Here is a 13,173-nt window from a genome sequence, read left to right on the forward strand (position 1 = left end):
CGGTGCCCGTTCATCGGCGCGGAAAGTGACCTTTGAGGCGCGAAAGGTCAAGAAAGCCTCTCGTGATCGGCTGTTACAGTCGTGTCAGCGCCAAACAGATCCGCCAGCGCCCCGGCCCGTCTTCTGTGCATCGTGGCATGGGTATAGGCCCGCGCCGTCTGCAGCGCGGCTGGTGCCATACCGGCCAGCGCCGCAGCATCCTGCGCAAGATCAGCCAGAGCCCCGACCAGCGCTCCGGCCTGACCGGGTACACAAAGGCGGCCATTCACGCCGTCCTGCACCACCTCACGATTGCCGGTCGTCGCTGTCGCCACCACCGGCACGCCTTGCGAAAATGCGTCAAACAGGATGCGCGGCTGTTCATCGCCGGTCGTCGGCACCACCACTGCATGATAGCCGCGCAACAGCGCCATAAAGGGCGCGCCATACTCCACCGGATCCAGCAGCCCGAGCCGGACATGCCGCGCCTGCGCCGCAAAAGCCCCAAGATCCGCGCGCATCGGCCCTTCGCCGATCACGTCAACCGCCAGGGCAATGCCCCGCATTTCCAGCTGCTCCAGCGCCGCCAGAAACAGCCCGATCCCCTTTTCCGCCACCAGCCGCGAGGCCATCAGAAAGCGCGGGACATCGCTTTTTGCGGCCCAGGCGGCCTGCATCTCAGCTTCGCTCAGGATCATCTCCTCCGAGATCCAGCTTGCCGGCAGCACCAGTGCCCTGCCCTGCGGGCCAACGGGCAGGCTCTCGCGATATGCTTCACTGGTATAGACCCCAAGCCGGGCGCGGCGCATCGACCATCGCGCGAAGCTTTCCGTCAGACGGGCGCGCAGCCGCGCCTTGCGCCCCGCGCGGGCCGGGTCCGGCAGCCGCCAGAAGGCGCTTTCGATCACCATCACAAGCGGGCGCCGGCGGATCACCGCAACCGGGTTAAGCACCAGACCAGACGGCAGAGGCCATCCCGCTACACCGGAATGCACGATCTCTGCCGCGCCCACCGCGCGCCAGGCCGCCAGCGCCATGCCTGGCAGGGCGAAAACCGCACGCAGCGCGCGCCCTTCTGCCCGCCCGAAAGGGCAAAACCGCAACCGGCGTCCCGGTGGCACCGCCACCCGTACCATATCCGGCCCCGGCGCGGTGATCCGCACCTCCGGCGCCAGCACGGCCAGATCGGCAATATAATCAAGATGCGCGCGCAGATCATGCGCCCAGAGACGGCCGAGCCAGACCTCCCCCTGCGGGTCGCGGTAGAACGGGATCAGGACCGAGAGCAGATAGCGCTGCGAGATCAGCGGCAGCGCCGGCAGATCGGGGGAATCTTCGGTCATGATCTCCCCCTTTTCTCTGTGTCAGATCGCAACGGCCCGGGCCAGAGACCCGGGCCGCGCGCGCCCTCAGCGATGGGGGGCGTAGATTTCTTCGATTCGGGCGACGGCGGCCTCCGGCGTCAGCTCTTCGCTCTCGCCCGTGCGGCGCGAGGTGAGTTCGACCACGCCATTCGCCAGACCGCGCGGGCCGACGGTGATCCGCCAGGGCAGACCGATCATATCCATCGTGGCGAATTTTGCACCCGCCCGATCGTCACGATCGTCGTAAAGCGGCTCCAGCCCCTTCGCGAGCAGCGCCTTTTCAAGGCTGGCGCAGGCTGCATCCGCCGCCGCATCGCCTTGCTTGAGATTCACGATCCCGACCGGGAAAGGCGTCACGCCTTCGGGCCAGATGATGCCTTTGTCATCATGGCTGGCCTCGATGATCGCGCCCAGAAGACGCGAAACGCCGATCCCGTGCGAGCCCATTTCGACCGGCACTTTCGTCCCGTCCTTGGTCACGACGGTCGCGCCCATCGCTTCGGAATATTTGGTGCCGAAATAGAAGATCTGGCCAACCTCGATACCGCGCCCGACCTTGCGGTGCTCTTCCGGGATCTGGTCGAAAAGCCCCGCATCATGGGTCTCATCGGTGCGGGCGTAAAGCGTGGTGAACTCTTTGCAGACGCCATCGACCTCTTCGCGATTGTCGTAATCGACCTCGCGGTTCCCGAGTTTCAGCCCGGTCACGCGGTCATCATAAAAGACTTCGCTCTCGCCGGTATTCGCCAGCACGAGGAATTCATGCGTATTGTCGCCGCCGATCGGGCCAGAATCGGCGCGCATCGGGATCGCGGTCAGGCCCATACGTTCATAGGTGCGCAGATAGCTGACCATATGGCGTTTATAGGCATGCAGCGCCGAGTCCTTGTCGACGTCGAAATTATAGCCGTCTTTCATATAGAATTCGCGGCCGCGCATGACGCCGAAACGCGGGCGGACCTCGTCGCGGAACTTCCACTGGATCTGGTACAGCGTCAGCGGCAGGTCTTTGTAGCTGTTCACATGGGCGCGGAAGATATCGGTGATCATCTCTTCATTGGTGGGCCCATAGAGCATATCGCGCTCATGGCGGTCTTTGATGCGCAGCATCTCGGCGCCATAAGCGTCATAGCGACCGCTTTCGCGCCAGAGATCGGCGGGCTGCATCGTCGGCATCAGCACCGGAATATGCCCTGCGCGCACCTGTTCCTCATTCACGATCTGCGCGATGCGGTTCAGAACGCGCAACCCCAGCGGCAGCCAGGAATAGATGCCGGCGGCCTGCTGCTTGATCATGCCCGCGCGCAGCATATAGCGGTGCGAGACGATCTGGGCCTCTTTGGGATCTTCTTTCAGAACGGGCAGAAAGTAGCGCGACAGACGCATGGCGGCCTCTTTGGCTCAGATGTGGCGGCGGGTATTCGCCCCCGTTCCTAGCGGCTGGCCCCCCTGCGGGCAAGAGAGCGCAGAACCTGCATATCGACGCATTCTCCGCAGTGCCGAGCCATGGAAGCCGGTGATTGCATCACCAGGATCCTTTTCACCCTCTCTCTCACCCGGAAAATGCTGCTCCTGCTGTCCGTGATTAAGGCCCTTAGCCTCCTGCTGTCGCAAGGTGTTCCCCCGCCGCCCTTTCTCGCCTGTTCACCGAGCGCATCGGCAAAGCGGTCGATCAACCCGGTGTCGAAAAATCAGTGAAAACCGGCACTGGCGAAGATGGCAAAACCCTCCTGCACCTGAACCTGTCCGCCCATAAAATCCAAAACGCCCCGACTGGATTTGCGAATCGCACCAGATGTTCCGTGCCGTCGAAACCCCTCACAAGCTGAAGGGGAAGCAAAACAGAAGTATCGCCTCGCCCGCGCTCGGTGGACCTCGACGGCCTGTTTCTGACGGGCGGAAATTTCTCCGGCGCGCACATGCAGGGGGAGCGGTTCGAGGCAGCGGAGTTTTACCCGCCCGACCTGACCGGCGCCCGAATGTCCCGATGCCAGCCGGATCTTGCCAATCCGAGCGCGACAGTACTGCATGGTACCCGACCCGATGGCGCACAACACTCCCTGGGGGCGAATTCGCGGTTTCGGCACTGTCGTCACACCATCACTTACTCTCCGGGCTGCTGACATGCGCGGTGTGCGAATTAGGGATTGCAATGCCATGATCTTCTGAACCCCTGGCGGAGGCACTATAAGCTCTCCGACTGGCCCCATTAGGGCTGACCCCGCCCATCCCTGCCCTTCCCCTTGCGCCCGCAGCGTTCCACGGCAATATCTCTCCCCGTAACGAGGGAAAGGTCTGCCATGTCACTGCCGATCCAGACACAGGCGAAATACTGGGCGATCGCCGGGCTGGTGCTGATCGTGCTCCTCTGGCTGCTTGGCGATGTGCTTTTGCCTTTCGTCCTCGGGGCGGCGCTGGCCTATTTCCTCGATCCGGTTGCCGACCGGCTGGAGCGGCTGGGGCTGAGCCGCGTGGTGGCGACTTCGGTGATCGCGCTGGTCGCGGTGCTGATCTTCGTACTTCTTGTTCTGTCGATCATCCCGACCCTGATCCAGCAGTTGATGGCGCTGATCGAATCCGCGCCCGAGATATCCAAAAAGCTGCAGGGCTTCCTCGTGGATCGTTTCCCCGAACTGGCCGACCGCACCTCGACCCTGCGCCAGACGCTTGCCGAACTTGGCGAGACGGTGAAGGCCCAGGGCGGCAAGGTCGTGGGGGGGCTGATCCAGACCGCATTCGGCGCGGTGTCGATCGTTCTTGTCCTGCTGGTGGCGCCGGTCGTGACCTTTTATCTGCTGCTGGACTGGGACCGGATGATCGCCCGCACCGATGCGCTGCTGCCGCGCCAGCATATCGACAGCATCCGCCAGATCGCCTCTGAAATCGACGTGACGCTGGCAGGGTTCCTGCGCGGACAGGTCATGGTCTGCCTGATCCTTGGCGCTTTCTACGCCATCGCGCTGATGGCGGCAGGGCTGCAATATGGGCTGATCGTCGGCGCGCTGGCCGGGGCGATCACCTTCATCCCTTATATCGGCGCGCTGTTTGGCGGCGTCCTCGCCATCGGCCTTGCGCTGTTCCAGTTCTGGGGCGACTGGTTTTCCATCGGCATCATTGTGGCGATTTTCGCGGTGGGCCAGTTTGCCGAGGGCAATATCCTGTCGCCCAAGCTGGTGGGGCAATCGGTCGGGCTGCACCCGGTCTGGCTTTTGCTGGCGCTTTCGGCCTTTGGCTCGCTCTTTGGCTTTGTGGGTATGCTGGTGGCCGTTCCGGTTGCGGCGGTGATCGGGGTGTTGGTGCGCTTTGGCGTCGCTCAGTATCAGAACAGCCCGCTTTTCATCGGAGAACAGTCCGTAAATCCACTTCCGACACAACCAGCGCGCAGCCGCAGATCGCCCCTTAAAGACGCGGACCGCGCAGAAAGCGGAGATGAGGCGTGAGCAGACAACTCGCCTTTCACCTGCCGCCCCAGGAGAATCTCGGGCGCGAGGATTACATCGTCACCCCCGCGACCGCATTGGCGCTTTGCGCGATTGACCGCTGGCGCGACTGGCCGGGCGGCAAAATGCTGCTGATCGGGCCCGAGGGGTCGGGAAAGTCGCATCTCGCCGCGATCTGGGCCGGATCGACCGCCGCGCCGCGCATAGCCGCGCGGGATCTGGCGCAGCTGCAATCCGATCAGGATCTGCCCGAACTCGCCGCGTCCGGCGTGGTCGCGATCGAGGACGCGGACCAGATCGCCGGCGACCGCGCGGCCGAGACGGCGCTGTTCCATCTGCATAACCTGCTTTTGCCGCAGGGAAGGCTGCTGGTGACCGGCAAGACCCCGCCGCGCGACTGGGGCCTGACATTGCCGGACCTGCTCTCGCGCCTCCAGGCTGCGGCGTTGACGCGGATCGAGGCGCCTGATGATGCGCTGCTGAACGGGGTCTTGGTAAAGCTCTTTGCCGACCGGCAGCTGCAGCCGCCGGCGAACCTGATCCCCTGGGCCATAGCGCGGATGCCGCGCTCGATCCGGGCGGCGCGCGTGCTGGTCAGCCGGATGGACGAGCTGGCGCTGGAGCGGGGCTGCGCCCCGGGCCTGCGGCTTGCGGCCGAGATCCTGGGCGAAACGCTGCCGGAATAATCCCCTGCCCTGTAGCCGGATGACATTATTCGGTTACATATAAGTTTCATAAACTTCACAACCCTTCCCGGAAGCGCCGACATATAAGCCGCGAAATGACACAGGCAGATTTTCTCAAAACGACCGCCCCCGCGATTGTCACCCTCCCGGATGACGAGGTTCATGGGCCGAAACGCTTTTTCAACCGAGAGCTCAGCTGGCTTGCATTCAACTGGCGCGTCCTGGAAGAGGCGGCAAACCCTGCCGTGCCGCTGTTGGAACGGCTGCGGTTTCTGTCGATCTCGGCGACCAATCTTGATGAATTCTACACCGTCCGCGTGGCGGGTCTGCGGGCCCTGAAACGCACGGGCAATAACGTCTTTTCCGAAGATGGCCGCACTCCAGCCGAACAGCTGGAACTGATCAGCGCTGATGCGCGGCGCCTGATGCAGGTGCAACAGACCACCTTCAAGAAACTGCGCGCCGAGATGGAAGAGGTCGGGATCATCCTGCTGACCCGGTCCAAGCTGAATGTGCGCGATCTGAAATTCCTTGAGGAATACTTTCTCTCGAATGTTTTTCCGGTGCTGTCGCCGCTGGCCATCGACCCGGCGCACCCTTTCCCCTTCATCCCCAATACCGGCTTTTCGCTGGCGCTGGAGCTGGAGCGCACCTCGGACCGGCGCCGGCTGAATGCGCTGCTTCCGATCCCGCAACAGGTCTCGCGCTTTGTCCAGCTGCCGGGCAATCCCGGCCAGGACCGGTTCCTGCCGCTGGAAGAGCTGCTGCTCCTGCATCTCGACATGCTGTTCCCCGGCTTTTCGGATCGCGGGCATTGCACCTTCCGCGTGCTGAGGGACAGTGACCTTGAGGTCGAGGAAGAGGCCGAAGACCTTGTCCGCGAATTCGAGACCGCGCTGAAACGCCGCCGTCGCGGCGAGGTGATCCGGCTGAAAATGTCGGCGGGCGCACCGCCCGAACTGCGGCAGCTGATCATGCAGGAGATCGACGCCGACGAGGATGAGGTGATCGAGGTGCGTGGCCTGATCGGCATCGCCGATCTGAAAGCGCTGGTGCTGAATTCGCGCCCCGATCTCTTGTGGCCGCCCTTCAGCCCGCGCGTGCCGGAACGGGTGCGCGACCATGAGGGCAATATTTTCGCCGCGATCAAGCAAAAGGATATGCTGCTGCATCATCCTTACGAAACCTTCGACACCGTGATCCGCTTTCTGGAACAGGCGGCGCGCGACCCCAATGTGGTGGCGATCAAACAGACGCTGTATCGCACCTCCTGGGACAGCCCCATCGTCTCGGCTTTGTGCGAGGCGGCCGAGGCAGGCAAATCGGTCACGGCGCTGGTCGAGCTGAAAGCGCGCTTTGACGAGGCCGCGAATATCCGCCAGTCACGTCGGCTGGAACGGTCGGGTGCCCATGTGGTTTACGGGTTCATGAACCTGAAAACCCACGCGAAGATCTCGACCGTGGTGCGGCGCGAAGGCGACAGCCTCGTCACCTATACCCATTACGGCACCGGCAATTACCACCCGATCACCGCCAAGATCTATACCGATCTCTCGCTGTTCACCTGCGATGCGGCGCTCGGGCGCGATGCGACCAAGGTGTTCAACTACCTTTCGGGCTATGTGCAGCCCCAGGGGCTGGAAAACCTCTCGATCTCGCCGATCTCGCTGAAACCCCGTTTGATCGAGCTGATCGCAGCCGAGGCCGATCACGCCCGCGCGGGCCGTCCTGCCGGGATCTGGGCCAAGATGAATTCGGTGATCGACGCCGATGTGATCGACGCGCTTTATGCCGCCTCCCAGGCGGGGGTGAAGATCAGCCTCGTGATCCGCGGCATCTGCGGGCTCCGGCCGGGCGTCAAAGGCCTGTCGGAAAACATCCGGGTGAAATCAATCGTCGGGCGTTTTCTCGAACATTCGCGCATCGTCTGTTTCGGCAATGGCTTTGGCCTGCCATCGCAAAAGGCGCGGGTCTTTATCTCTTCCGCCGACTGGATGGGCCGGAACCTCACCCGCCGCGTCGAGACCCTGGTCGAAGCGATCAACCCGACGGTCAAAAGCCAGATCCTGTCGCAGATCATGGCGGCAAACCTTGCGGATGAGGCACAAAGCTGGGTCCTCTCCGCTGATGGGCGCTACCGCCGCGACCTGGGGGCGGCGGACGGATCCCTCTTCAATTGCCACCGCTTCTTCATGGAGAACCCGTCGCTTTCGGGCCGGGGCACCGCCGGGGCCAAGGATGCGCCGCGTATCCTTTGCGGGCGCGATGAGGAGACGGGGGCTGCCGCGAAAACCGGGTCCGGCTGAAGCCTGATCCGGGGGTTGCGGCAGACTGACGGTTGACCTGGCCCCGCTGAGGCGCAAAACAGAAGACCTGATGATCCGTGAGATGCGATGAGCCCTGACACCCAGCCCCGCCCCGCCGCCGCACAGCATGAGGAAGAATGGGCCCCCTTTGGCCGCCCGCTCTTTCTGGACGACGGCGCGCGGGCGCTGTCCAGGGTCGGCGTGGTGGATGTGGGGTCGAACTCGGTCCGGATGGTGGTCTTTGATGGTGCGGCCCGCAGCCCGGCCTATTTCTACAATGAAAAGATCATGTGCGGGCTTGGCAAAGGCCTTGTTCAGACCGGCTATCTGAACCCCGAAGGCCGGGTCCGGGCATTGAAGGCGCTCAAACGCTTTGCGCTTCTGGCCAAAGGGATGGAGATCGGCCCCCTGACCGTGGTCGCAACCGCTGCCACCCGCGAGGCGAAAGACGGGCCTGAATTTCAGGCCGATGTGCTGCGCGAAACCGGGCTGAAGCTGCATGTGGTCGACGGACCCGAGGAGGCGCGGCTTTCAGCCCAGGGGGTGCTTTTGGGCTGGCCCGATGCCAAGGGTCTTGTCTGCGATATCGGCGGCAATTCGATGGAACTGGCGCGGATTGGCGATGGGAAGGTCGGCAAGCGCGTCTCGACCCAGCTTGGCCCGTTCCGCCTGTTGCAGCTTGAGGGCGGCGTGAAAAAGCGCGAGGCGCATATCGACCGCGTGCTGAAAGACGTGCAGGCGCAGGTAAAATCCGAAGGTGAGCGGATCTATCTCGTCGGCGGCTCCTGGCGCGTGATCGCACGCCTCGATATGGAGCGGCGGAACTATCCGCTTCTGGTGCTGCATGAATACCGCATGACACCGGAAAGCCTTCTGGACACGCTGGACTGGATCGCGGCTTCGGATCTGGCGGTGTTGCGCGCCCGCACCGGCACCTCGGTCGAACGGATGGAACTGGTGCCGATCGCCTGCGAGGTGCTGCGCGAGCTGATCAAAGTGCTGAAGCCGCGCGAGATCGACATTTCCGCCTATGGCATCCGCGAGGGGCTATTATATGAGCAGATGCCCGAACGGCTGCGCGAACGGGATCCGCTGATCGAGGCGGCACGGCTGACCGAACGCAGCCAGGCCCGCATTCCGGGGCTGGGCAAAAAGCTTTACGAATTCCTGCTGCCGCTGTTCAAAGGCGAAAGTGCCGAGCGGATGCGGCTGATCAAGGCGGCCTGTCTGCTGCATGACACCACCTGGCGCGCGCATCCCGATTACCGCGCCGAGGCCTGTTTCGACAATGCGACCCGCGCCAATCTCGGCGGCCTCGACCATCCGGGCCGCGTCTTCCTCGGCCTGTCGCTCTTGCATCGCTACAAGAACAGCCGCGCCGGCAACCGGATGGAGGCGTTGTTCCGGCTCCTGAATGACGAGGAACTGCGCCTCGCCGAGGTGCTGGGCAAGGCTTTGCGCTTTGGGGCGATGTTTGCGGCGGATGATCCCGCCCAGGCCGGACGCCTGACCTGGTCGCCGAAAAAGCGGCTGCTCGGGCTGGAACTGACGCAGGACGGCGAGGATCTCTTTGGCGAAGTGGCCCAGGCCCGGTTTGCCTCGCTGACCACGGCGCTGAAGGCAAAATCAAAGGTCACCCCGGCCGTCAGGGACTGAGCGATGCCGGAAACCGCGCCGGATGCAGCCCCCGCAGATCTGCGCATCCTGGCGGCCGTGCCCGAAGACAGCGCCGCGGTTGCCGCACTCTGGGCGCCCTGGATCCGCGATACCGCGATCACCTTTGCCCCTACGCCGCGCAGCGCCTCCGAGGTCGCGGCCCTGATCCGCGACCGCAACGCCGCCGGACACGGCTTTTTTGTCGCCCGTGACAGCGGCGGTGATCTGCTTGGATTTGCAAGCTACAGCCAGTTTCGCGCCGGGGCCGGCTATGCCCGCAGCATGGAACACACCGTGATCCTCGCCCCCGAAGCCCGCGGGCGCGGGGCGGGGCGCGCCCTGATGGCTGCGGTGGAAACCCATGCGAAAGCGCGGGGGGCACATCTGATGGTCGCGGCGGTCTCGGGCGAGAACCCTTCGGCGCGGCTCTTCCACGAGGCACTCGGTTACCGCCATTGCGGCACCATCCCCGGAGCGGGGTTCAAATTCGGCCGCTATCTCGACCTGATCCTGCTGGCCAAGGAATTGTAAACCTCTGGTCCGTAAGCTTTGTCTGTCCGCGATATGAGAATGTCGTGATGGCGCATTATTCTGACCGGACATTCTCTTTTCCCCGCGATATCGTGATTGCATGTCAATCTGGACCCGCATTGCCGAAGCCCTTGCCGCCCTTGTCCGGGGCGAGCCACTTTCCGTGGTTTTTGAACGCCTGCGCGGCGAAACCAGCCCCGAGAAATCCATCGGGTTCACCATCGCGGTGATCGCCCTTGGCGCCAAAATGGCCAAGGCCGATGGCGAAGTCTCGCGCGAAGAGGTCACTGCCTTCCGCCGCATCTTCACGGTTCCCGATGGGGAAGAGGCCCATGCCGCCCGCGTCTTCAACCTCGCGCGCGAGGATATCGCGGGCTTTGACGCTTACGCCCGCAAAATCGCGTATCTCTTCAACCCCGAAGAGCGCCGGCTCTGCGCCGATGACCACCATGTGCTGCTTGATGTGCTTGAGGCACTGTTCCAGATCGCGCTGGCCGATGGCAATTACCACCCGGGCGAAGATGATTTCCTGCGCCATGTCGCTGGCATTTTCGGGCTGGATGACGGCTGTTTCAACGCGGTCCGCGCGCGTCTGGTCGAAGGCGCGCCGCGCGATCCGCATGATGTGCTGGGCATCCCGCATGGCGCCAGTATCGACATGGCCCGCACCGCCTGGAAACGGCTGGTCCGCGACACCCATCCCGATGTGATGACCGCGCGCGGCGTGCCACCCGAAGCGGTGCATCTGGCCGAACGCCGGCTTATCGCCATCAATGCCGCCTGGGAGGAACTTTCCGGGCGCGAAGCGGCCTGAGCGATGCCAGCCGCTGCCCCCCTCCCTGCCAGGCGTCCGGGACTGCGCATCGCCACCTGGAATGTCGAATGGTTCGACCGGCTCTTCGACGATTCCGGGCGCGGCTATGAGGATCACCAGCCCTCGGCCCGCTATGGAATCAGCCGCGGTGCGCAGCTGGGCGCGCTCGGGCTCGTGTTCACCGCGCTGGATGCCGACGGGATCATGATCATCGAGGGGCCGGACACCACGTCGAAACGGTCGACCGTGCGCGCACTGGAATGGTTCGCGCAAAAGTACGGGCTCCGGGCGCGCCGCGTGGTGCATGGGTTTTCATCGGAAACCGAACAGGAAATCGCCTTTCTCTATGACCCCGACCGAATGCAGGCGCATCATGACCCGATCGGCGAGCCAACCGGCAAACGCGGGCCCGCGGGCGAGACCACCGAAGCGCCGCGCTTTGACGGCACTTTCCGCTATGATCTCGACACCGATCATACGCCCGACACCATCCGCTTTGCCAAACCGCCGCTGGAGCTGGTGCTGACCCTTCCCACCGGGCGCAGCCTGCGGCTGATCGGTGTCCATGCGAAATCGAAAAACCCGCATGGTGCGACGAATGAGGCCTCGCGCATCCGCATCTCTATCGAAAACCGCCGCAAGCAGCTGGCACAATGTATCTGGATCCGCGAACGCGTCACCGAACATCTGACGCGGGGCGAGGACATCATCGTATTGGGCGATTTCAACGATGGCCCGGGGCTCGATGAATTTGAAAAGCTCTTTGGCCGCAGCGGGGTCGAGATCGTGCTGGGTCAGGATCGCGATCCGGCGCAGCGGCTCTTTGACCCCAATGCCGATATGGCGCTGTGTTCGCGTTTTGGCTTTTGCCCGACCACGGCACGGTTTTACCTCGCGCCGCAAAAGCGCTGGTTCGAGGCGCTGCTGGATTTCGTCATGGTCTCTCCGGGGCTGATGGTCCCGGAACCGGAATGGCGGATCTGGCACCCGTTCCAGGATCCCCGCATCATGGCCCTGCCAGAGCTGCGCGAGGCGCTGCTTCAGGCCTCGGATCATTTTCCTGTCACAGTTGATCTGGCCCTCTGAGCAGGCGACAGCCCGCCGCCGCAGCGAGTTGTGAATTGCGCGACCGGCAAGGCGCGCGCGATACTTATCCTGCCCCTGTTCGCGTCCCTCAGGAAAGGACCCCAAATGGCCAGCATTTTCAGGCGCATCTTCGTCCGGCGCGGGGCGGGCAGTATCGGGCTGAGAGCCGTCGGGCTGCGCAATATCGGTCTCGCGCTCTTCCTGCTGGCCATGGCGCCACTGCCTTTGCCGCATCTGCGCCCGGCTCATGCCGAGGCCGAAACCGGAACCGGCCCGCGCGAGGCGGAAACCGAAAAGGGCTTTTCGCTGATCGAAGAAGGGGCAAAGCTCCTTTTCCGCGGGCTGATGAGCGAGATGGAGCCCTCCATCACCGAGCTTGAAGGCGCTGTCCGCGAGATCATGCCGGAGCTTGAGGCGCAGATCGGTGCGCTCGGCCCGCAGCTGCGCGAGCTGGCGCGGCTGATGAAGGACGTACAGAATTACGAGATGCCGGTGATGCTCGACAACGGCGATATCCTGATACGCCGGAAGGATCCGCTGCCCCCTGGCCGGCGCGACGACACCCGGCCCGAAGTCACACCGCCGGAGACGCCCAAAGATGCACCAAAGCCGCGCAACTGGCCGCCATTGCCCGGCCCGAATGGCGAGGTGGAGCTCTGAGACAGCAGCAGATGGCGCAACCACCATCCGGTCAGAATTCTGCCGTTGATCGAATCACCGAAAGAAATAACTATCCCGGTGCTTCGTGCCGCTGTTGAGCAAGGTGCCAAACGGATGCGTCCCGCCTGTTGCCTATCAAAACAAGCCCGCCCCCACCGTTGGTCAGCCCTGAAAGACGGCGCCAGACTTGCTGTAATATTCGGACTGGCAATTCCGCTTTCAGCTTTTTCAGTTGGCGCCCAGACCGGGGACCTGGTCATAAACAATATGGTGCACAAGGTGGCGGCGGATTCCATGACCACGACGACCTCAGTTTACTGCACCATCGCGGGGCGGACAGATGGAGATGCAGGCCGTATCGCCTGCTCAGAGCTGCTGGCCCTGCTGCAGACCTCGCATCCGCAATATGGCTTTACCCTTGCGGACGGCGCCAGCGCTCCGCCCGCACTCGAGATCCGGATCCTGCTTGCGACGGACAATAATCTCAGTCTGGTCCTCAGCCTGACCGGCGCGGATGGCACGAGACTGGAAACAGAAAATTTCTCCGTTTCCGCCATGGATCGCAAACTGACGCCACAATTGAGAAACAACGTCTACCGCCGTGCCATCGCAGATATTGTGCCGGCAGGCTGACACAGTTCATTTATTTCG

The 13,173-nt window shown here is 63.4% G+C and carries 11 protein-coding genes; 9 read left to right on the forward strand and 2 right to left on the reverse strand.

Annotation, left to right across the window (positions count from 1 at the left end; all coding sequences use genetic code 11):
• Positions 1-47: 47 nt before the first annotated feature.
• Together BLW25_RS12635 and proS are read right to left on the reverse strand one after the other, a co-directional pair.
• On the reverse strand, positions 48-1,322 hold the full coding sequence (locus BLW25_RS12635) for a glycosyltransferase (RefSeq protein ID WP_092899556.1): 1,275 nt from the start codon (positions 1,320-1,322) through the stop codon (positions 48-50).
• Between the two features lie 66 nt (positions 1,323-1,388).
• Complete coding sequence (gene proS, locus BLW25_RS12640) at positions 1,389-2,729, reverse strand: proline--tRNA ligase (protein WP_092899558.1); 1,341 nt, start codon at positions 2,727-2,729, stop codon at positions 1,389-1,391.
• A gap of 914 nt (positions 2,730-3,643) precedes the next feature.
• Here proS and BLW25_RS12650 point away from each other — a divergent pair.
• The 9 genes from BLW25_RS12650 (at position 3,644) to BLW25_RS23985 (ending at position 13,155) form a co-directional block, all read left to right on the forward strand.
• Positions 3,644-4,783, forward strand: coding sequence for an AI-2E family transporter (locus BLW25_RS12650; protein WP_092899562.1), 1,140 nt, complete (start codon positions 3,644-3,646; stop codon positions 4,781-4,783).
• Positions 4,780-5,469 carry a P-loop NTPase family protein gene (locus tag BLW25_RS12655; RefSeq protein ID WP_092899564.1) on the forward strand — a complete coding sequence of 230 codons (690 nt, stop codon included), beginning with the start codon at positions 4,780-4,782 and terminating at the stop codon, positions 5,467-5,469. The genes BLW25_RS12650 and BLW25_RS12655 overlap by 4 nt, the downstream gene beginning before the upstream one ends.
• 95 nt (positions 5,470-5,564) lie before the next feature.
• Positions 5,565-7,775, forward strand: a complete 2,211-nt coding sequence (locus tag BLW25_RS12660; RefSeq protein ID WP_092899566.1) for an RNA degradosome polyphosphate kinase — start codon at positions 5,565-5,567, stop codon at positions 7,773-7,775.
• A gap of 87 nt (positions 7,776-7,862) precedes the next feature.
• Positions 7,863-9,431, forward strand: a complete 1,569-nt coding sequence (locus BLW25_RS12665; RefSeq protein ID WP_092899568.1) for a Ppx/GppA family phosphatase — start codon at positions 7,863-7,865, stop codon at positions 9,429-9,431.
• Between the two features lie 3 nt (positions 9,432-9,434).
• Positions 9,435-9,962, forward strand: a complete 528-nt coding sequence (locus tag BLW25_RS12670; RefSeq protein ID WP_092899570.1) for a GNAT family N-acetyltransferase — start codon at positions 9,435-9,437, stop codon at positions 9,960-9,962.
• Positions 9,963-10,062: 100 nt separating this feature from the next.
• The gene (locus tag BLW25_RS12675; RefSeq protein WP_092899572.1) at positions 10,063-10,776 is read left to right on the forward strand and encodes a molecular chaperone DjiA; all 714 of its coding nucleotides are present in this window, start codon (positions 10,063-10,065) and stop codon (positions 10,774-10,776) included.
• Positions 10,777-10,779: 3 nt separating this feature from the next.
• Positions 10,780-11,862 (forward strand): endonuclease/exonuclease/phosphatase family protein, encoded by a 1,083-nt coding sequence (locus BLW25_RS12680; RefSeq protein ID WP_092899574.1) that lies wholly within the window; start codon positions 10,780-10,782, stop codon positions 11,860-11,862.
• A 105-nt stretch (positions 11,863-11,967) separates the two neighbouring features.
• On the forward strand, positions 11,968-12,522 hold the full coding sequence (locus BLW25_RS12685) for a hypothetical protein (protein ID WP_092899576.1): 555 nt from the start codon (positions 11,968-11,970) through the stop codon (positions 12,520-12,522).
• Positions 12,523-12,567: 45 nt separating this feature from the next.
• Positions 12,568-13,155: a hypothetical protein gene (locus BLW25_RS23985; protein WP_143040506.1), complete on the forward strand. Its 588-nt coding sequence runs from the start codon at positions 12,568-12,570 to the stop codon at positions 13,153-13,155.
• The last annotated feature ends 18 nt before the right edge of the window (positions 13,156-13,173 follow it).

The sequence above is a fragment of the Rhodobacter sp. 24-YEA-8 genome (assembly GCF_900105075.1).
In the GTDB taxonomy this organism is placed as follows: Bacteria; Pseudomonadota; Alphaproteobacteria; order Rhodobacterales; family Rhodobacteraceae; genus Pseudogemmobacter.

Coding starts and splice junctions, on each gene's coding strand:
- BLW25_RS12635 (WP_092899556.1), bottom strand. CDS start 1,322: ATGACCGAAGATTCCCCCGATCTGCCGGCGCTGCCGCTGATCTCGCAG.
- proS (WP_092899558.1), bottom strand. CDS start 2,729: ATGCGTCTGTCGCGCTACTTTCTGCCCGTTCTGAAAGAAGATCCCAAA.
- BLW25_RS12650 (WP_092899562.1), top strand. CDS start 3,644: ATGTCACTGCCGATCCAGACACAGGCGAAATACTGGGCGATCGCCGGG.
- BLW25_RS12660 (WP_092899566.1), top strand. CDS start 5,565: ATGACACAGGCAGATTTTCTCAAAACGACCGCCCCCGCGATTGTCACC.
- BLW25_RS12665 (WP_092899568.1), top strand. CDS start 7,863: ATGAGCCCTGACACCCAGCCCCGCCCCGCCGCCGCACAGCATGAGGAA.
- BLW25_RS12670 (WP_092899570.1), top strand. CDS start 9,435: ATGCCGGAAACCGCGCCGGATGCAGCCCCCGCAGATCTGCGCATCCTG.
- BLW25_RS12675 (WP_092899572.1), top strand. CDS start 10,063: ATGTCAATCTGGACCCGCATTGCCGAAGCCCTTGCCGCCCTTGTCCGG.
- BLW25_RS12680 (WP_092899574.1), top strand. CDS start 10,780: ATGCCAGCCGCTGCCCCCCTCCCTGCCAGGCGTCCGGGACTGCGCATC.
- BLW25_RS12685 (WP_092899576.1), top strand. CDS start 11,968: ATGGCCAGCATTTTCAGGCGCATCTTCGTCCGGCGCGGGGCGGGCAGT.